Here is an 18,163-nt window from a genome sequence, read left to right on the forward strand (position 1 = left end):
AGAAAATCACGCTGGGTGCGGCCTGTCCGGAGCTCTATGGACGGGCTCTCTGGGACGGGGCTCTCTGGGACAGGGCTCTGAGACGCTCAGCTAGAACCCGGCCGCCGCACTCCACGCTTAATCCGCCAGGGAATCGGTACGATTCATGCCTTCCTTCAGGAGGGTCTCGTGAATCGGCGCCATACGGCCGAAAATACGTTGGGCGCGCTCTGGGCGGCCGATGAAACCCGGCTCCTTGGCGTAGGCGAAGATCACGGTGTGGCGCTCTTTCTGGCCTTCCACCGGCGTCACGCGATGCAGAGAGTAGCGGCCAAAGAAGACCTGCAGGTCACCCGGCTGCAGATCCAGCGCCTTGAGACGCGAGCGATCGCCATCCAGCACCTTTTCGACCTCTTCGAAGCTCTCGCCTTCAGGACTACGAATGCCGGGGGCGTACTCGAAGCGCCCACCGCCGTGGGACTGGCGAGTCATCATGGTGACGATGAATTCGTTGGTGTCGTAATGCCACGGATGCTGGCAGCCCTCTCTCAGCACATTGACCACCAGGTCCGCCAGCGGGTCGGCATACTGATGAATCTCCTCCATGCCCACCACGGTGGCGATAAAGCGCTGGAAGTCCGGATGCTGGTAGACCTGACGAATGATCGTGTCTTCACCGATGCGGTCACCGGCGACAAAGCCGTTGGTGCGATCGTCGAAGCGATTAAGCGGATGCGACGCGGGCCGCTCGGGATCCCCGGCGTTGTTGTAGGGATTCGTTTCGGTCTGATTGTAGTGAGCATCCGGTGAGAGCCTTTCGGTCTCGCGCTCCAGCCGCGCCAGCGCATCGGCCGGCACGAAGTTCTTGAGCACCACGCAGCCGTCGTCGGCCAGCTGAGCGTGACAGCGCTGGATCAGCGCCCGGCCGGACTCGCCGTCCAGGTCATGAATCGGGTAGTGCTCAAGGTCGATCAGACCGTCCAGCGAGGACGTGGTGGGCGCATCGGTGGCCTGCATGAGAAGCTCCTGCCTGTCTGGTGTGTTGCTGGACAGGATAGGGAGCGGCTCTCCATAATAGAAATGAATGGTTGAGATACTACTTATTTCAAAGGCTCATTAATCATGGACACAGACCTGCTCCGCGCCTTCGTCACCGTGGCCGAGTGCCAAGGCTTCAGCGCCGCAGGACGAGTGCTGCATCGCACCCAGTCCGCCGTCAGCCTGCAGATCAAGCGACTGGAGGACCAGATGCACAAGTCGCTGTTCGAGCGCACCAGTCGCAGCGTACTGCTGACGGCGGACGGGGAGCGCCTGCTGCCCTATGCCCGACACATGCTGACCCTGGAAGATGAGGCCAAAGCCGCGCTGGGAGATCATCAGCAGGGTGAAAAGATTCGCTTTGGTACCTCGGAAGAACAGGCCAGCGCCTACCTGCCGGAGCTGCTGCCACGCTTTGCAGAGGCTTATCCCAGCACACGTATCGAGGTCATCTGCGGCATCAGTGCTGGCCTGGTGGATAGCTTCCAGCAGGGGCTATTGGACGTGGTGCTCTCGATTCGCCATGGCCCTACCCAGTCCGGCCAGCTGCTTGGGTGGGAGCCGATGGTGTGGGTTGCCGCCCAAGGAGCAGACCCTACCCGCGGCCGGCGCCTGCCGCTCGCCCTCAACCCTGAAGGGTGCATCTTCAGAGCCCATGCCCTGGCGGCCCTGGGCAAGCAGGAACGCGCCTGGGAGTTGCGCTACTCGAGCCAATCACCGACTGGCATCAACCTGCCCGTTCAAGCAGGCCTGGCCGTGACCGTCAAGACGCCCCGCAGCGTTCCCGAGGGCTGCCGGATTCTGGATGACGCCCACGGTCTGCCGGCTCTCGGCCAGGTTGAAATTGAGATGCATCGCCGTCCGGGTCACGCCAGCGACGCCTTCAGTACCTTTTGCCAGCAGCTGGAGGAAATCGTGACGCATAACGATGCCGTCGCCGTGCCCGAGTTCCACGATCCGGCGCCATAGACCGCCAGCGACAAACAAGGCGTCACGGCGGCCACCATGTGCCGCCTGCGGCCTGCCATCCATCCGACCACGAGGGGGATGCCAGCGCCGTTACCTCGCTTCTTCAGGCAAGCTACCTCCTGATCACTATGTCGAAGCGACATGGACCATGTCACAGTGCCCTCAGCAGGTGTGCTCGCCTTCGCGCGCACCTTTCACTTGACCTGAAAAACGGTCGGGAGTTAACAGTGACTGCAAGTCGCAACGATACCGCCAGCGGCGGCCAACCCTCCACAGAGGCCTCTCCAGCGCAGGGTGACCGGGGCGAAATGGCTGAGGAGCTTGCCCGGCTGAAGGATCGCCATAGAAAGCTGAGAGACAGTGTCACCAGCATACGTCACTACGCCGGCGACCATCTGCCCGCAAAGCCTGGGCTGGTCATCGTCAAGATGTTGGAAGATGCGTTAAAGGACTAGCAGGCAGACAAGCGCTGCCCAGATGCATGTCACTCGTGCAAGCAATACTGCCACCCGTATAGAAAACATCTTTGCGCATACTACTGAATCACCTTCTGCACATGAGCGTCGCTACCACCCTCTTCGGCCGGCTTCACCTGCCGCCCCTTGCGTTCCTTTCTTCGCCGCATTCTGCTACTTCTGACCACCTGACCATGGGACTATTCCGCCCCTTCCCTGCCTTTCCTATAACGTATAGCCGAAGCTATAGGTCTTTGTTTTAGCTTAATCTTGCAGCCTTGGTAAAGAGTTGCATCCTGTCAACAAGACGCTAATATCCCATGCAATGTCGCTATGGCAGTGATAGCCGAAAGGCGCGTGTCTGAGTCATTTTTTTCGATGACGTTGTTGGACGGGCTTGTGCCATCGGGCTTTCTCAACGGGCTATCCCAAAAGGCTTATCCAACGGGCGCTTCTCAAGTGGCTTTCGTCAGCGAGCATGACTCACAACGCGTCATCGCAGACATCAGCAGAGGCCATAGGCACGAAAAGCGCTACGATACTGGAGTTTTAACAACGGTCATGGCCGCCATCACACAGCTGCCATTCTGCCCATAAAAAGCACGATAACGTTGCCATCATTTACCACAGTCACTGCTATTAAAGAGTCACCATGAATCCGACCTCCACCCTGCTGCTGGCTTTCTCCCTGTCGTCAGATGCCTTCGCCGCGTCTGTCAGCAAAGGGGCCTGCGTGCGACGGCTGCGTTTTATCGTGGCCCTGCAGACAGGGTTGATGTTCGGCCTGGTGGAGGCCACCACCCCGATTATCGGCTGGATGCTCGGTTCCAGCGCTCATGAGACCATTCGTGACTGGGATCATTGGATCATCTTCTTCCTGCTGCTGGCCCTCGGTGGAAAGATGATCCAGAGCGGCTTGATGCCCAGGGCAAAGGACTGTGCCAGCTGCGACTGCGGCGCCACCACTGACCGTACCCGCTGGTGGCTGATCATCGCGACCGCCGTCACCACCAGCCTCGACGCCATGGCCGTCGGTGTCGGCCTGGCCTTTATGGAAGCCAATATCTGGATCACCGCATTGACGATAGGCGCGGCCACAACGCTGATGGCGACCTTGGGCATGCTGTTAGGTCGCAAGCTCGGCAAGGCCGTTGGCCCACGAGCAGAAATTATCGGCGGTCTGGTACTGATCGGCATCGGTGCAACGACCCTGCACCACCACTTACTGGGATAACGTCCCGCTTGGCTGAAACAGCGGCAAGGGACACCCTGCATAAATGCCTGCTTCGCCAATTCGCTGTTTTTAGCTGAGGCTGCACCGGCCATCCGTCAAAGCGAATGTCATAGCCCTGGTCACAACAGAGCGCCGGGTGCCTGGAAGGGTTTTGGCCGTGGCCTAACTGCCTTGGTTTTCGCTGGCTCAGTGATCCTGCAGTACCTAACTAGTCTCCCACTCGTCTCTCACTAATCACTCACTCGTCCCGAGCTTGCCCCTCACTAGTCCCGAGCTTGCCCCTCACTAGCCACGCGCTCGCCCCTCACTAGCCCCGCCCTCTTCCACAAAGAAGCCAAATCAGCACAGGTTGCGCACGCCAAGGCGCGGTTTCTCGATACTCTGCTGTGAGATACCGCTAGGTCTGAGTCTGTGCTATTTCACCCAATACGACAGATCAAGGCCTTGCTGATACCCCAACGGTGGATCCGCAAGGCTATCCCACGACTTTCTCCCCTTCCGGTTATTCTGTCGGCAGGCCTGCTGTCAGGCTGCGCCGGCTCGTCGCCTGACCGACAACCGCAACAGGCTTACTATCCTTCGGTGCCCCCTGCACAGGCCAGCGCGTCAGAGTCCGTGCAGGTTGTATCTGCATCGCTGTCACCCTCGGCCCTGTCTCCCTCGGCCCTGTCTCCCTCGGCCCTGGCATCACCATCCTTAGCATCGCCTGCCCTGTCATCATCGGCTCACGCCTCTTCGACGCTGGTCAGCCAGTCCGTCGCTCGTATGGCCAGCGCCAGCCTGGTCTCCCAGGGAGTCGATGTCGCCAACTCCGTTGGTGTCGATCACCTCAGCATGGGGGCGCAGCAGGCTGTGCATAGCTCGGCTGACTATCTGGAAAGCTCACTTGATGTTATCGACAGCGCGGTGGATACCCTGGCGTCACTTCCCCTGCTGCACCGCTTTGATGACCGGATCACCCGCGTACTGTCACTGGATCGCTACGGCCAACGTATCGGGCATGCCTTGGGATTCGGGGAACAGGACCTCTATCTCGCCGAACAGCAAGGACGTCTGGAGCGCTCACTCACCGCCCAGGTGGCAGACGTGCTACAGGCCGGACTGGAGCCTTTACTGATCACTACCGACTCGCTGTTGCTGCCCGGACTGGCAGCAGACCTGCTCGTGGCAGGAGGAGACGCCCTAAAGGAGGGAAGTGGCAGCGTGCTGAGCCGCACCGGCGAATGGGTCAGCCTGGCAGGTATCGTCCTGGGAGGACAGCACAATGATAACGGTCTCGCCGGCGTCGCAGCCCGCAGCGTGTCGCGTCATAGCGGTATTCCCAGGCTGGATGAGCAAGCCGTCATCGGCCTGGTGGACAGCGTCGGCAGTGACGACAAAAGTACGCTTGCGGCTACCGCGCTGCTGGGACGCACTACCCTGAGCAATACCCTGGCGGTCGAGCTGACGGGCGTGAACCGTGATATTGGGGGCCAGCTGTCGCGGCCCAGTCAGCGACTACAGGATAGCGTCACGGACACGCTTGCCCCCGCACAGCAGCTGGGTGAGCTGGCGACCAGCCTGACCGCGATCATCGACGAGACGCAGACCACGCTTCACGGTATCCAAGGTCTCGTCGACGAGAGCCGTGACGTGTCGAGACGCCTGGACGGCCTACCCCTGTCCAGCTCACTCAGCGACGGCGTCACGCTGTTAGGTCAGCTCGACGGCCGGCTAAGCTCCACCGGCCAGACGGTTCTGCCAACCGTCAGCACCGTCGCCGAAGGCCTGGCCTGGGCCGACGCCAGCACCTGGCAGCTGGCTCAGCGCGCGGGCGGTAGCCTGGCGCCGATCACCGACGCCCACATGGCAGGCGTTGAACGTCTGACGAACACCGTGATTCAGGCGCCCATGGCGGCTCGTCCGGTCGATGAACTCAGTGATGCCGTGCTGTCACTGGGTGACGGCATGGGCCTTGCCCCCATCGCCGCTGGGCTCGACTGGGTCATGGTAGTGCCAATACTTGGACTCGGGAGCTCGACAGGGAGCAATAGCACTGCCGGTACCCACTTTACTGGCGAACAGCTTGATGAGAACCAGTCCCCTCGCGCTTTCGGCAGCCGCACCCTACTCGGCTCCCGCGCTGACCAGATGCCCTGAGACGCATTGCTCCCTCTAGCCGAGTCCCCCGCGTCCCAAACACCAGGTTCCGTCCGGTCTGACGAGCACTGATGCTAGAGCTTGCGGCAGCGACGACGGGGCGACCAACATCGTTTAAGCGTAGCCCGCTGACGCTCTATGCAGGCCAGACTCCTGGAGATTGGCACAGCCTATATCAGCCCTCTCCAAGGCGAGTCACTCACAGCGGTAGCCGGCGTCGGCGCCAGCGGCAGCAAGGGCAGCAGGGTCGCCTGGAAGGCGTGGTAGATGTCCGGCTTGCCCTCTGGCCAGTAGCGCGCACGGGGCTGGCTGCTCTCGTCGAGTTCGTGAATCCAGCCACCCCGCTGGTGATCGATGATGTGGCGATCGATGTAGGCCCACCAGGTGGCGTACCAGTCGGCGTACTGCTGACGCCCGGTGCGCACCAGCAACGCATGCGCCGCTCCGACCGCCTCGCTGGTGACCCAGTGGCGGCGGGCGGTGATCACCGGTCGCTTGTCCCAGTCCAGCGTGTAGACAAAGCCCGGCTGTCTATCGGCCTGCCAGCCGTACTTGGCGGCGGCGGCAAACAGCCCTTCAGCGTCTTGCAGCAACCAGGCCGGCGCGGGCCGTCCGTGCCTGAGGCACGACGCTTCGAGATTGAGCAACAGGCGCGACCATTCCAACGAGTGACCGGGCGTCAGCCCGAAGGGCCGAAACTGGTCGGCGGGCAGGTCCTTGTGAAAGTCGTAGAGCACCGTCATCTGGCGATCGAAGTGCTCGGGGACCAGGTAGTCGTGCTCGCGGGCATGGGTGTGAATAAAACGCTCGGCAATGGCCACGGCACGATCAAGCCAGCGTGTCTCTCCGGTAGCGTCACATAGCGCCAGATAGGCCTCCACCGAGTGCATGTTGCTGTTGGCACCGAGATAGTCGTCAAGCGCCGTCCAATCTCGCTCATAGCTTTCCAGACACAACCCCATGCTGTCCGACCAGAAGTGGCGATCGATGACGTCGATGGCCCGATCCAGCAGCTCGCGGGTGTCATCACTGCCCATCGCCATGTGCGCCGACGACGCGGCCAGGGCGACGAAGGCGTGGGTGTAGGCGTGCTTGATAGTCGGTGCACCGGGCACCAGCTGTCCCTGGTACCAGCCTCCATATTGCTCGTCAGCGAGCTGCCAGAGCCCAGCAATGCCGCGCTCCACCTTGGCACGGGCGAAGGGCACGCCAAGGCGGTGGGCAAGTGAAAACACATGGGTGAGTCGAGCCGTTTGCAGGGTCGTTACCGGCCGCGAGGCATCCAGCTTACCTGTGACATCGAGCCAGCCGTAGCCTCCCTGCGGGTGTTCGGCGGCAGCGCCGAATTCGAGCAATCGCATCCCAGTCTTGGCGAGCCAGCGTCGATGTTCATCCGTGCGCAACAGACAGTCATCCGGTGCAGCAATGTAAGTGGGGTGTGGCATGGCGTCCTCCAGGGTGACGAATAAAGGCGGCGTGTCGAGATGAGACCAAAGTGCTATACGTCCAGGCCTGACATCGCGTTCTCGCTATCCTAGTATGACTACCATACAAGTCATATCAGACCAAAGCTCAAAGGCCGGACGCCTCAGAAGCGACAGGGCTGAAACGCTAAACGACAGGTAGGAGCCCCCATGCTGACCCCCGCAATCGCTGAACTCTGGGAACAGGATGCTGCTGGTGGATCGGTGCGTCAGCGACTTTATCGTGTGCTACGACTCGCCATCATCCGGATGCAATTCGCCCCTGGGCAGGCGCTGTCCGAGAAGGAGATCTCCGATGCCTTCTCCGTCAGCCGTCAGCCAGTGCGCGAAGCCTTCATTCGCCTGTCTGAAGCAGGCCTGGTCGACGTTCGCCCACAGCGCGGCACTTACGTTGTGGGCATCTCGCAGAAATCGGTGCGCGAAGCACGCTTCGTCAGAGAGGCAGTGGAAACAGCGGTCAGCGTCTCCGCCGCCAAGCAAGGGCTCACCGACAAGGTGATCTATGAGCTGCGAGACCTGATCGAGCGCCAGGTACGCTGCGCCAGCAGCGGACAGTATGACCAATTCTTCATTCTCGACGAGGACTTTCACCGCGTGCTCGCACTTGGTGCCGGACACGAAACCGCCTGGCGCGTCATCGAAGAGGTCAAGGCTCAGCTCGACCGGGTGCGCTACCTGAGTGTGCCCGACACCACTCCCTTCGAGAAGCTGGTTCAGCAACACGCCGATATCGTCGATGCCATCGAACGAAGAAATGAGGACGAAGCCCGCCAGGCCATGCTGGTGCATCAGAGTGAGATTCTCATCTCCCTGCCCCAGATGGTGCAGCGTTTCTCGTCGATCTTCGAGGACACCCACAGCAGCTAGTTATCGACCCGGCAGACGCCTCTCATGGGCAAGGGCCACTCGGCCTCTGTCCTGCGGCCTGCCGGGCCACTCCCCCGGAAACAACAGCAACGACAACACCAGAAGCGACAACAACAAGCAACAAGGAGACGCCACATGCTCAAGAAGTCTGTCATTCTCGCCGCTGCCGTCCTCAGCAGCACCCAGGCGCTGGCGGCCTACGAACTGAACCTGTCCACCGCCCAGAGCAGCCAGGACCCCATGGTCAAGGCGATGGAAAACGCCGCCGAACGAATCGAACAAAGAAGCGAGGGCGAAGTCACCCTGAACATCTTCTCCAGCAGCCAACTCGGCGCCGACAACGACATGATCGAGCAGATCCGCAACGGCGCCAACATCGCGGTACTGACGGACGCAGGCCGCCTGTCCGAGTTTCAACCCGAGCTCGGGATCCTGGCTGCGCCCTACCTGGTCGATAGCCACGAGGACTACGACCGCATCACCTCTTCCGAGCCCTACCTCGAGTGGGTCGAGCTGCTGGCGGAAAACACCGGCATGCGCCTGATGAACTACAACTGGTTCCAGGGCACCCGCCAGATGTTCACCCAGATGCCGATCGAAGGTCCCGAGGACCTGGAAGGTGTGCGCGTCCGCACCATCAACTCCCCGGGCTGGATCAAGACCATCGAGGGCATGGGTGCGACCCCGGTTCCGCTGCCCTGGTCGGAAATCTACTCGGCCATCCAGCTCGGCACCATCGACGGCGCCGAGGCCCAGTTGACCGGCGCCCACGGCCTGCGGCTTCAGGAAGTGACCAGTAACGTCACCCTGACCAATCACATCCACCTGATGACGGGCCTGCTGGTCTCCGAGCGCTGGTATCAGGAGCTACCCGACGAACTGCGCACCATGCTCGACGAAGAGCTCAAGAAGGCCGGCGACGAGGCCACCCAGATGACGGTCGACGCCCAGGCCGATGTGCGCAAGGAAATGGAAGAGGCCGGCGTCGAGTTCGCCGAGGTCGATACCGAACGGTTCAGCAGCCAAATGCAGGCGGTCTACGACGACATGGGCTGGACCGAATTGCGCGAGCAACTCGCGCCTGTGCTCAGCGCCGGCGAGTAACCCCCCTTCGATACCAAGCGTCCACCGCTGCCGACTTCGGCAGCGGCTGGGGAGGCCACATGTGGAAGCTCTATGACACTTTCGAGGAGTGGCTGGCCGTCGTGCTGCTGTTTCTCACCGCGGCCAGCATCCTGTTCAGCGCCACCACCCGGGCCATGGGCAACCCCATGCTCGGCGGCGCTGAACTGGCCCAGCTGTTCTTTATCTGGGCCTGCATGTTTGGTGCAGATATCACCCTGAAGAAGGGAGGCCAGATCCGGGTCGATGCCCTGCTGACCCGGCTGCCCCGGTCGGGCCAGTGGCTGGCGAATCTGGTGACGGTGGGCCTGATGATCGTCTTTCTGGCTTGCCTGGCACGCTATGGCTTCTCGTTGGCGTTTTCCAACTGGCAGCGTCCCCTCGGCTTTGCCGGGATCAGCTACGGCTATGTGACGCTGGCATTGCCCGTAGGTGCCGTACTGATGATCGTCTCGCTGATCAGGCGGCTTGCCTCGGTGGGCATTGTTCAGGCGCTGGAGCCCGACAGCGACCAGCAGGAGCAACTTCTGTGACGACACTCGCCATTCTGATTCTCGGCCTGGTACTGATGGCCATCGGCATGCCGGTCGCCTTCGCCATCGGCATGGCCGGTTTTACCTATTTCCTGTTGCCCGAGACCTTCCTGCCGACCAGTACGGCGGTACAGCGGATCGTCTCGGCCAGTCAGTCCTTTCCGCTGCTGGCGGTGCCGCTGTTCATCCTGATCGGGCACCTGATGAACGCCAGCGGCATCACCCCACGCCTGCTGCGCCTGGCCACCCTGCTGACCGGCTGGATGACCGGCGGTCTGGCCCAGTCGAGCCTGGCCCTGAGCGCCATGATGGGCGGCATTTCCGGCTCGGCAGTGGCTGATGCGGCGATGCAGTCCCGGGTGCTGGGCGGCAACCTGATCGCGCGGGGCTATTCGCCTGGCTTTACCGCTGCCCTTTTGTCCATCGGCGGCCTGATCACCGCCACCATTCCGCCGAGTATCGGCCTGATCATTTACGGCTTCCTCGGAGAGGTGTCCATCGGCCGGCTATTCATCGCTGGTGTGGTGCCGGGCATCCTGTTGCTGGTAGCGCTGATGATCGCCACCAGCGTGATGTCGCACCGGCGCGGCTATGTGCCTGAACTCGAGAAGTCACCGTCGCTGGCCGAAGTCTGGCAGGCGACCAGGAGCAGCATCTGGGCGCTGCTGTTTCCCGTTTGGCTGCTGGTGGGCATCCGCTATGGCCTGTTCACCCCGTCCGAGGCCGGCGCCTTCGCCATCGTCTATGCCATCGTGGTGGGCTGCTTCATCCACCGGGAGCTGACCCTGTCGTCGATCATCGATGCCTTCCGTGCCGGTGTCCGCGACGTCGGCATGATCATGCTGATCATCATGTTCTCCGGCGCCATCAGCTACGTGGTGTCCTTCGAGCGGGTGCCGCAGACCATCACCGAGGTCACCCTCGGGGTGTTCGAAAGCCCCACCACCCTGCTGCTGGTGCTGTCGCTATTGCTGATCGTCCTGGGCATGCTGCTGGAGGCGACGGTGGTCGTCATGCTGCTGGCGCCCATCCTGGTTCCGGTGATCAAGGCCGCCGGCATCGACCCGGTGCACTTTGGCCTGCTGATGATGACGCTGGTGACCTTCGGCGGCATGACGCCACCCGTCGGGGTGTCGATGTACACCGTGTGCGGCATCCTGCGCTGCTCGTTCATTGCCTACACCCGGGAAATGCTGCCCTTTGCCCTTGCCGTGTTCGCAGTGGTGCTGGCCATCATCTTCTTCCCGCAGATCGTGCTCTTCCTGCCCGACTATCTGATGGGGTAGCGGATGCACAAGAAACCAACTCAGCGGACGTATCAATCACCCGCATCACCCCATCGACCGAGCCCACGGGCTTTGCTCCGGGCCTATCTCCGGGACTGAGGTACACAACAAGATGACCCACTTCGTTGAAGCGCCGCACATCGCCTGCGACATCGGTATCGTCCACCTGGGGCTCGGCGCCTTCCACCGGGCCCACCAGGCGGTCTATCTGGCGCGCCATCTCGAGCGCAGCGGTGACACCGCCTGGGGGCTGTGCAGCGCCAACCTGCGCTCCAGCGTCGGCCTGGTCGATGGGCTGCGTGCCGCTGGCCACCGCTACCATGTGGCCGAATTTACCGATAGCAACAACGTCACGCTCAGAGAGATCGGCGTGATGCAAGAGACGCTGTTCACCGGCCGCGATAGCACAGGCCAGCAGGGCCGCGATCTGGAAGCGCTGCTGACGCGACTGGCGTCCTCCAAGGTACGCATTGTGACGCTGACGGTGACCGAGAAGGGCTACTTTCTCAGCCCGACCAGCGGCAATTTGCTCGTCGAAGACCCGATGATAGAGGCCGACATTGCCTCGCCAGACGCGCCGCAAACCGCCCCGGGTATCCTGGTCGAGGCGCTGGCCCGTCGCCGCGCCGCCGGTCTGTCCCCCTTCACCGTGCTGTCCTGCGATAATATGCCGGAAAACGGTCGCCGCACCCGCAACGCCGTCGTACAGCTCGCCGCCCAGCGCGATAGCGAACTGGCCGACTGGATCAGCCATCGGGGGGCCTTTCCCTGCAGCATGGTCGACCGCATCGTACCCGCGATGACCGAGACCGACTTCGCCCGGCTGGGCGAGCTGGGTGTCGATGATCCCAACGCGGTGGTCTGCGAGGCCTTTTCTCAGTGGGTCATCGAGGATGATTTTCCCCAGGGTAGGCCCGCCTGGGAAGCCGAGGGGGTCGAGATGGTCGCCGATGTGGCCCCCTTCGAGACCATGAAGCTACGCATGCTCAACGGCAGCCACTCGCTGCTGGCCTACCTGGGTGCCATCGATGGCATCGAGACGGTCTTTGAAGCGGTCAGCCGCCCCGAATTCCGCACCCTGCTGCGTCGCTACATGATGCAGGAGGCGGCGCCAACGCTGCACATGCCAGATGGGGTCGATCTCGAACGCTATGCCGACGATCTGCTGGCCAGATTCGCCAATGACAGCCTGCGCCACCGACTGGCGCAGATCGCCATGGACGGCAGCCAGAAGCTGCCCCAACGCTGGCTACAAGGCGCCGTCGCGCGGCTGCAGGACGGCCACGAGGTGCCCTGTACCGCACTGGGACTGGCCGCCTGGATACGCTACACCTCCGGCGTCTCGCTCGACGGCCGTCAACATGAGGTGAGCGATCCGCTGGCATCGCGCTTCCTCGCGCTACATGAACGTCACGGCGATGCCCCTGAAGCGCTGGTGGCAGCCTTTCTGGCACAGGAAGACATCATCCCTGTGGCCCTTACTGCACAGCAGGATGTTGTCGATGCTGTCACCGATGGTTACCGCCGACTGATCACTACCGGGCTTGCGGCGTCACTGAGCACCCTCTAGCCGGACTCGAGAAAAGGAGATTTTCATGCAACACACCTGGCGCTGGTTCGGCCCAAATGACCCGATCCGACTCGAGGAGATTCGCCAGACCGGCGCAACCGGCATTGTCACTGCGCTGCACGAGGTGCCCAACGACCAGGTCTGGTCCCGGCAGGCCATCGCCGAGCGCAAGCAGATGATCGAGGACGCAGGACTCGAATGGTCGGTGGTGGAGAGCGTGCCGGTGCATGAAGCGATCAAGAAAGGACTGCCGGAGCGCAACGCTCTGATCACCCGCTACTGCGACACCTTGCGCAATCTGGCAGCCTGCGGCATCGATACGGTGTGCTACAACTTCATGCCGGTGCTCGACTGGACCCGCACCGACTTGCGTTGGGCGATGCCGGATGGCGCCCTGGCGCTGCGCTTTGACCAGACAGCCTTCGCCGCCTTTGACCTCTACCTGCTCGCCAGACCTGGCGCCGAAGACGAGTACAGTGACGACGAGAAGACTGCCGCAAGGAGCTATCTCGATAGCCTGGACGCCGAGGCCCGCCAGTCCCTGGTCGACACCCTCATCGCAGGCCTACCCGGCGCCGAGGAGCATTACACCCTGGAGCGCTTTCGCGAGGTACTTGCTGGATACGAAGAGATCGACGCCGAGCGCCTGCGCGAGAATCTCGGCTATTTTCTGAAAGCCGTCATCCCGGTCGCCGAAGAACTCGGCATCCACATGGCGATCCACCCCGATGACCCGCCTCGACCACTGCTGGGTCTGCCCCGTGTGGTCTCGACGGCGGCGGACGCCGAGTGGATCCTCGGGGCCGTCGACAGCCCGGCCAATGGTCTGACATTGTGCACCGGCTCCTACGGCGTGCTCGCCGCCAATGACCTGGCCTACATGGTCAAACGCTTCGGTCCCAGGATTCACTTTGTGCACCTGCGCTCGACCCGGCGCGAGTCCCCCGACCCTCGCTCCTTCCACGAGGCGCCGCATCTGAACGGTGACGTCGACATGGTCGCGGTGATCAAGGCGCTGGTGGCCGAGGAACGCCGCCGCGAGCGCGACGGCGGCCGCCGGCTGCCGCTACGTCCCGACCACGGCCATCACATCCTCGACGATCAGCACCGCGCCACCGCCCCTGGCTACCCGCTCTACGGTAGACTGCGCGGATTGGCAGAGCTGCGTGGCGTCGAGACCGCCGTGCGTCAGCTCACTTGACGCTCAGGTAGCCCATGGGAGGTGACGGCGTAGATGCCAAGCCTAGAGGGTGCACCCCGCCACGACGCAAACCACTGGACGGGGAGCCCTTCCCCGTCTGGTGGGCTCAAGACAATACCCTGAGCAGACATCCTCTCAGGTCGGCAGATACTCCTCGCTCCAGCTCTCCGACACGACGCCTTCGGTGATCAACCGCTCGATCTCCTCGGGGCTGTGCCCCAACTCCTCCAGTACCTCACGGCTCGAGCTGCCGTATTTCTCCGACGGCGCCAGCGGATAGATGCGCCCTCGCTTGGGACGGATGGCATAGGGGTCAAGCTGCGTAATGACATGACCGCTGGGGTGCTCGTCGTAGACGGTGAAGGAATAGCTGCCACGATCGATGCCCGGGGTATTGTCCCAGCGCCGCGAATTGTAGGAGCGCAGGGCCTCGATGTTCTCGCACACCGCCGCAGCGATGCCGGCCTTCTGCAGCCGCTCCACCCAGTCGGTGGCCACCGCATTGATAAAGCGAGGTGCCAGATAGGCCGCTCGCTCCTCCGGAGCCACATCGACCACCCCTTCGATCCCCGGTACCAGGGCGAACTTGTGCAGGTCCCGCTCGTAGGCGCTGATCAGCACTACCCCGTCGGCGGTGAAATAGAAGCGCGACAGATCGTCGTAGCCGTTGAGTTCACGACCAGAGGGCTCGTCGAACAGGCCGCGCCGCTCGTAGTCGTAGCAGAACGGCATCTGGGCCAGGCCGCTGAGCGCCGACAGCGAGGTCTTGACCCGGCTGACCCGGCGGGTGCGCAGCTTCTGGTACAGAGCAGTGGCGACACCAAGCGAGGCACCGAAGCCGCACATCACGTCGATGGTGCCGACGTGGGCGTGCTCTTCCGGCGTATCCATGCTGCCCCCGAAGCGCAGCATGATGCCGGTGGTGGCCTGCACCAGGTCATCGTAGCCCAGGTAGTTGGTCCGGGGACCCGGCTTGACCCCGCTGAAGCAGTCGAGCTGGCAGAAGATCGCCTCGGGATTGATGCGCTGCATGTCTGCCTCGGTCAGCCCCATCCGCTCCACCTGCTTGTCGGTGGCATTCCACACCACCACGTCGCTCTGGCGGATCAGCTCGTCGAGGATGTCACGCCCCCGAGGCACCTGAATATCGGTCAGCATGGAGCGCTTGGAACGCATATGCGACAGGCCGAAGATGACCGTGTTCCAGCAGTCGTAGAAGGGCTTGGCGGGGTCCACCTTGATGATGTTGGCACCGAAGCGTGCCAGAAAGGCCACCGAGTGGGGACCGGCGATGACGTTGCACAGATCCAGCACCTTGACGCCTTCGAGCCAGCCGTCCTTGGCGTTACGGGCACGTACCCGAGGCAGCTTGGTCTCGATGCGATGCAGCACCGCCAGCGCCTGGTCGAACGATACCCAGCGGCGCGGCGTCGGGGTAAGCATTTCATGGCCGCTGTCGTGCAGCCAGACCATCGGGCCGGGTTGGGTCATCAGGCCGAATTCGGGATCGTCCACTTCGATCATCAGCCCGGCGGTCTCGGCGTGGTCGTCGTGGATCCACTCCTGCAGCCAGCGCTGCGGTGCGCCGGGGAACTTGCCTCGGCCGAAGATCTTTTCCCACTCCTTGGAGGTGCGGGTCAGGAAGACCTCCTTCATGCGCGCGGCGATATGATCCGCCCAACGCTTAGGCAGTGGGTAGACGCCAAGCGACACGTCACTCTGCCACTGGCTGGTGGGCGCATAGGTGTCGGGCTCTTCCACCAGCCCCTCCTCCACCAGCTCATCGTAGAGACCAAGCACCTTGAGGCAGCGCTTGGCGTGCTCCTTGTGACTCGGACAGACCACGTAGAACATGCGCCCGTCCTTGCACTTGTAGCTGCGATAGAAGGGGTCGAGCAGCTCCTGCAGTTCGTCGTAGTCCAGGTTCATCGGCGCGCCTTCGATGCGGCGACGCTCGATCTCCTTCTCGCGCTGGGTCTTGTAGCGTTCCGGCAGGCCCTCGATCTTGATGGAGTTGTAGCAGAGGCCTTCCATCAGGGCGCAGGCGATGGGGACTTCGATCTCGTCGCCGAGACCGGTACGCTCACGCGCCTGCAGCGCCAGGGTGACGGCGGTAGCCGCCAGCATGGTGCCGTAGGCCGAGCCCAGCGGCAGCGGCGAGAAGGACGGGTTGATGCCCATCAATACCCGGTTCAGCCCCATGTCGGTAAACACCCCCGAGTGGGCGGCGATGACGCTCTCGAAGGCCCGCCAGTCACGGCGCAGTTCGTCGTTGGAGGCAAATCCCGGCATCGACAGGGTGATCAGCTCCGGGCGCTCTTCGCGCAGCGCAGCGAAGTCGATGCCCAGGCGCTGCATGACACCGGGCCGGAAACTCTCGATCACGATGTCGGCCTCTTCGATCAGCGTCAGCGCCTGTTCGAGGCCCTCGGCGGTCTTGAGATCGATCGTCACGATCAGCTTGTTGCGCTGCAAGGTGGCGTTGGCCGGTGACTCCCACATGGGCCCCGCGGGCGGGTCCACGTGAATGACCGTGGCGCCAAGGTCGGCTAGGATCATCGCCACCGCAGGGCCGGCCATGTACTGACCGAAGTCGATGACCTTGACGTCCTTGAGCGGCAGTTGGGAATGAGGATTCGGTGACATCGGGGTCTTCCTGTAGAGCAAGGGTGGCAACGGGAGGAGGCCTAAGCCCCCTCGGTGACGTCAGTGTTTGCCGTCTTCGATGACCAGGTGGGGTTCAAGGACCTTCTTGGCGAAGTCCTGGCGCAGCCAGCGCACCAGAGACCAGGCCAGGATCGCCAGCACGGGGATCATCGGCAGCGCTACCACAATGGTGGAGGTCTGTACCGGCTTGAGCCCGCCAAGTTGAATCAGCGCCACTCCGACGCCGGCGATTAGAAACGCCCAGATCAGGCGGATCTTGCGCTGCGGCTCCTGATAGCCGGACAACTTGCGCGAGGTCACCGATGCCAGCACATAGGCAGAGCTATCCAGGGTCGTCGCCAGGAAGATGAAGCACAGCAGCACAAACAAGGTGGTAATCAGGCCGGACATCGGCAGGGTACCGAGGATCGCCTCGACGGCAGCGGGGATGCCCCCAGCCGACAGAATGGCCGCCACATCCAGGGCGCCGGAGATCTGCAGGTCCAGCGCGTAGCCGCCCCACACAGCAAAGAACACCCAGCATCCCAGGGAACCGAACACCATTTCGGCGATGATCAGCTCTCGGATGGTGCGACCGCGCGAGATGCGGGCGACGAACAGGCCCATCATCGGGGCGTAGGCAATCCACCAGGCCCAGTAGAACACCGTCCAGTCGCGCCAGAAGCTCGAATCCCCCACCGGGTCGGTCCACATGCTCATGGGCACGAAATTGGAAACCATCTTGCCGAGGCTGTTGACCCAGCCTTCCACCATGAATAGGGAGTCACCCACCACCAGGGTGAACACCAGCAGAACTCCCGCCAGCAGCACGTTGATGTCCGACAGGATCTTGATGCCCTTGGCCAGGCCGAACCACACGCTGGCGGAGAAGATAGCCGTCCAGATCAGCAGCACCGCGATATCCAGCATGAATGACGCCGACACCCCGAGCAGGCCGCTCAGCAGCTGCGATACCAGGGGAACCGCAAGCCCCAGCGAGGTACCGACACCACCGACGATACCGAAAACCACCACCGCATCCAGTAGCGCGCCCCACCAGCCATCGGCATGACGGCCCATCACCCCCCGCGCGGCCACGGACAGCCTGACGCCGGGACGGTTGTGGACGAACATCGAGTAGGCGATCGGGATGGCCGGCAGGCAATAGAAGGCCCAGGGCGTGAAGCCCCAGTGGAACTGGCCGTAGGTCAAGGCCCATTCTGCCGCCTCCTGGGAACGTGGTTCGACGCCAAAAGGTGGGCCAGTAAAGTAGTAGATGGGTTCGACCCAGGCCCAGTTGACGATGGCAATGCCGATGCCCCCGGCAAAGATCATCGCCACCCAGCTGAAGTAGGAGAACTCGGGCTTGTCATCGGGGCCGCCGAGTCGCACGTTGCCGTAGCGGCTGATGGCCAGTCCCACCAGAAAGACCACCACGGCGATGCCGGCAAGCAGATACAGCCAGCCGAAGCGCCCGGTGGCGAAGGCGAAGGCCGCATTGACCAGTGCGGCTCCCGACTCTGGAAATAAAATGATAGGCAGCATTAGACCCGCGATGACCAGCACGGCGGGCACGAAGACCCGCAGATCGAGCCGGTCGGCGTGTTGATCGGAGTGAGACTCTGGCGCGTTCATCAGGG

At 62.7% G+C, this 18,163-nt stretch carries 14 protein-coding genes; 10 read left to right on the top strand and 4 right to left on the bottom strand.

Features of this window, described 5'->3' with window-relative positions; genetic code table 11:
* Nucleotides 1-117 precede the first annotated feature (117 nt).
* A complete protein-coding gene (locus KUV86_RS16725; RefSeq protein WP_206944297.1) occupies nt 118-996 on the bottom strand; it encodes a hypothetical protein in 879 nt (292 codons plus the stop codon).
* A gap of 105 nt (nt 997-1,101) precedes the next feature.
* Between KUV86_RS16725 and KUV86_RS16730 the strand changes: the two genes are divergently transcribed.
* From KUV86_RS16730 to KUV86_RS16745, 4 genes are all read left to right on the top strand, one after another.
* Nucleotides 1,102-1,986, top strand: a complete 885-nt coding sequence (locus KUV86_RS16730; RefSeq protein WP_222483697.1) for a LysR family transcriptional regulator — start codon at nt 1,102-1,104, stop codon at nt 1,984-1,986.
* 227 nt (nt 1,987-2,213) lie between these two features.
* Entirely contained in the window at nt 2,214-2,441 is a 228-nt protein-coding gene (locus KUV86_RS16735; protein WP_222485751.1) for a hypothetical protein, read from the top strand.
* A 652-nt stretch (nt 2,442-3,093) separates the two neighbouring features.
* Entirely contained in the window at nt 3,094-3,675 is a 582-nt protein-coding gene (locus tag KUV86_RS16740; RefSeq protein ID WP_206944302.1) for a manganese efflux pump MntP family protein, read from the top strand.
* 765 nt (nt 3,676-4,440) lie between these two features.
* The gene (locus KUV86_RS16745; protein WP_222485753.1) at nt 4,441-5,814 is read left to right on the top strand and encodes a hypothetical protein; all 1,374 of its coding nucleotides are present in this window, start codon (nt 4,441-4,443) and stop codon (nt 5,812-5,814) included.
* 170 nt (nt 5,815-5,984) lie between these two features.
* Here KUV86_RS16745 and KUV86_RS16750 read toward each other — a convergent pair whose 3' ends face one another.
* On the bottom strand, nt 5,985-7,259 hold the full coding sequence (locus tag KUV86_RS16750) for an AGE family epimerase/isomerase (protein ID WP_222485755.1): 1,275 nt from the start codon (nt 7,257-7,259) through the stop codon (nt 5,985-5,987).
* Between the two features lie 189 nt (nt 7,260-7,448).
* Here KUV86_RS16750 and KUV86_RS16755 point away from each other — a divergent pair, with 189 nt between their 5' ends.
* The 6 genes from KUV86_RS16755 (at nt 7,449) to uxuA (ending at nt 13,877) form a co-directional block, all read left to right on the top strand.
* Nucleotides 7,449-8,165 carry a GntR family transcriptional regulator gene (locus KUV86_RS16755; RefSeq protein ID WP_206944305.1) on the top strand — a complete coding sequence of 239 codons (717 nt, stop codon included), beginning with the start codon at nt 7,449-7,451 and terminating at the stop codon, nt 8,163-8,165.
* Nucleotides 8,166-8,300: 135 nt separating this feature from the next.
* Entirely contained in the window at nt 8,301-9,269 is a 969-nt protein-coding gene (locus tag KUV86_RS16760) for a C4-dicarboxylate TRAP transporter substrate-binding protein (protein ID WP_222485757.1), read from the top strand.
* A gap of 59 nt (nt 9,270-9,328) precedes the next feature.
* Nucleotides 9,329-9,820, top strand: coding sequence for a TRAP transporter small permease (locus tag KUV86_RS16765; protein ID WP_206944307.1), 492 nt, complete (start codon nt 9,329-9,331; stop codon nt 9,818-9,820).
* Nucleotides 9,817-11,106 (top strand): TRAP transporter large permease, encoded by a 1,290-nt coding sequence (locus KUV86_RS16770; protein ID WP_222485759.1) that lies wholly within the window; start codon nt 9,817-9,819, stop codon nt 11,104-11,106. Before KUV86_RS16765 ends, KUV86_RS16770 begins: the two co-directional genes overlap by 4 nt.
* A 112-nt stretch (nt 11,107-11,218) precedes the next feature.
* Complete coding sequence (locus KUV86_RS16775; protein WP_222485761.1) at nt 11,219-12,676, top strand: mannitol dehydrogenase family protein; 1,458 nt, start codon at nt 11,219-11,221, stop codon at nt 12,674-12,676.
* Nucleotides 12,677-12,701: 25 nt separating this feature from the next.
* A complete protein-coding gene (gene uxuA, locus KUV86_RS16780; protein ID WP_222485763.1) occupies nt 12,702-13,877 on the top strand; it encodes a mannonate dehydratase in 1,176 nt (391 codons plus the stop codon).
* A gap of 135 nt (nt 13,878-14,012) precedes the next feature.
* Here the strand turns inward: uxuA and KUV86_RS16785 are convergent, their stop codons facing one another.
* Both KUV86_RS16785 and KUV86_RS16790 read right to left on the bottom strand, forming a co-directional pair.
* On the bottom strand, nt 14,013-16,523 hold the full coding sequence (locus KUV86_RS16785) for a CoA transferase (RefSeq protein WP_222485765.1): 2,511 nt from the start codon (nt 16,521-16,523) through the stop codon (nt 14,013-14,015).
* Nucleotides 16,524-16,583: 60 nt separating this feature from the next.
* Entirely contained in the window at nt 16,584-18,158 is a 1,575-nt protein-coding gene (locus KUV86_RS16790) for a BCCT family transporter (RefSeq protein WP_222485767.1), read from the bottom strand.
* Nucleotides 18,159-18,163: the final 5 nt, after the last annotated feature.

The organism is Halomonas sp. DP8Y7-3 (assembly GCF_019801675.1).
GTDB lineage: Bacteria > Pseudomonadota > Gammaproteobacteria > Pseudomonadales > Halomonadaceae > Halomonas > Halomonas litopenaei_A.

Bases quoted from the DNA above. Each gene is read 5' to 3' on its own strand.
- KUV86_RS16775 (WP_222485761.1), top strand. From the start codon at position 11,219: ATGACCCACTTCGTTGAAGCGCCGCACATCGCCTGCGACATCGGTATC.
- KUV86_RS16790 (WP_222485767.1), bottom strand. From the start codon at position 18,158: ATGAACGCGCCAGAGTCTCACTCCGATCAACACGCCGACCGGCTCGAT.
- uxuA (WP_222485763.1), top strand. From the start codon at position 12,702: ATGCAACACACCTGGCGCTGGTTCGGCCCAAATGACCCGATCCGACTC.
- KUV86_RS16745 (WP_222485753.1), top strand. From the start codon at position 4,441: ATGGCCAGCGCCAGCCTGGTCTCCCAGGGAGTCGATGTCGCCAACTCC.
- KUV86_RS16760 (WP_222485757.1), top strand. From the start codon at position 8,301: ATGCTCAAGAAGTCTGTCATTCTCGCCGCTGCCGTCCTCAGCAGCACC.
- KUV86_RS16730 (WP_222483697.1), top strand. From the start codon at position 1,102: ATGGACACAGACCTGCTCCGCGCCTTCGTCACCGTGGCCGAGTGCCAA.
- KUV86_RS16765 (WP_206944307.1), top strand. From the start codon at position 9,329: ATGTGGAAGCTCTATGACACTTTCGAGGAGTGGCTGGCCGTCGTGCTG.
- KUV86_RS16785 (WP_222485765.1), bottom strand. From the start codon at position 16,523: ATGTCACCGAATCCTCATTCCCAACTGCCGCTCAAGGACGTCAAGGTC.
- KUV86_RS16750 (WP_222485755.1), bottom strand. From the start codon at position 7,259: ATGCCACACCCCACTTACATTGCTGCACCGGATGACTGTCTGTTGCGC.
- KUV86_RS16725 (WP_206944297.1), bottom strand. From the start codon at position 996: ATGCAGGCCACCGATGCGCCCACCACGTCCTCGCTGGACGGTCTGATC.
- KUV86_RS16755 (WP_206944305.1), top strand. From the start codon at position 7,449: ATGCTGACCCCCGCAATCGCTGAACTCTGGGAACAGGATGCTGCTGGT.
- KUV86_RS16740 (WP_206944302.1), top strand. From the start codon at position 3,094: ATGAATCCGACCTCCACCCTGCTGCTGGCTTTCTCCCTGTCGTCAGAT.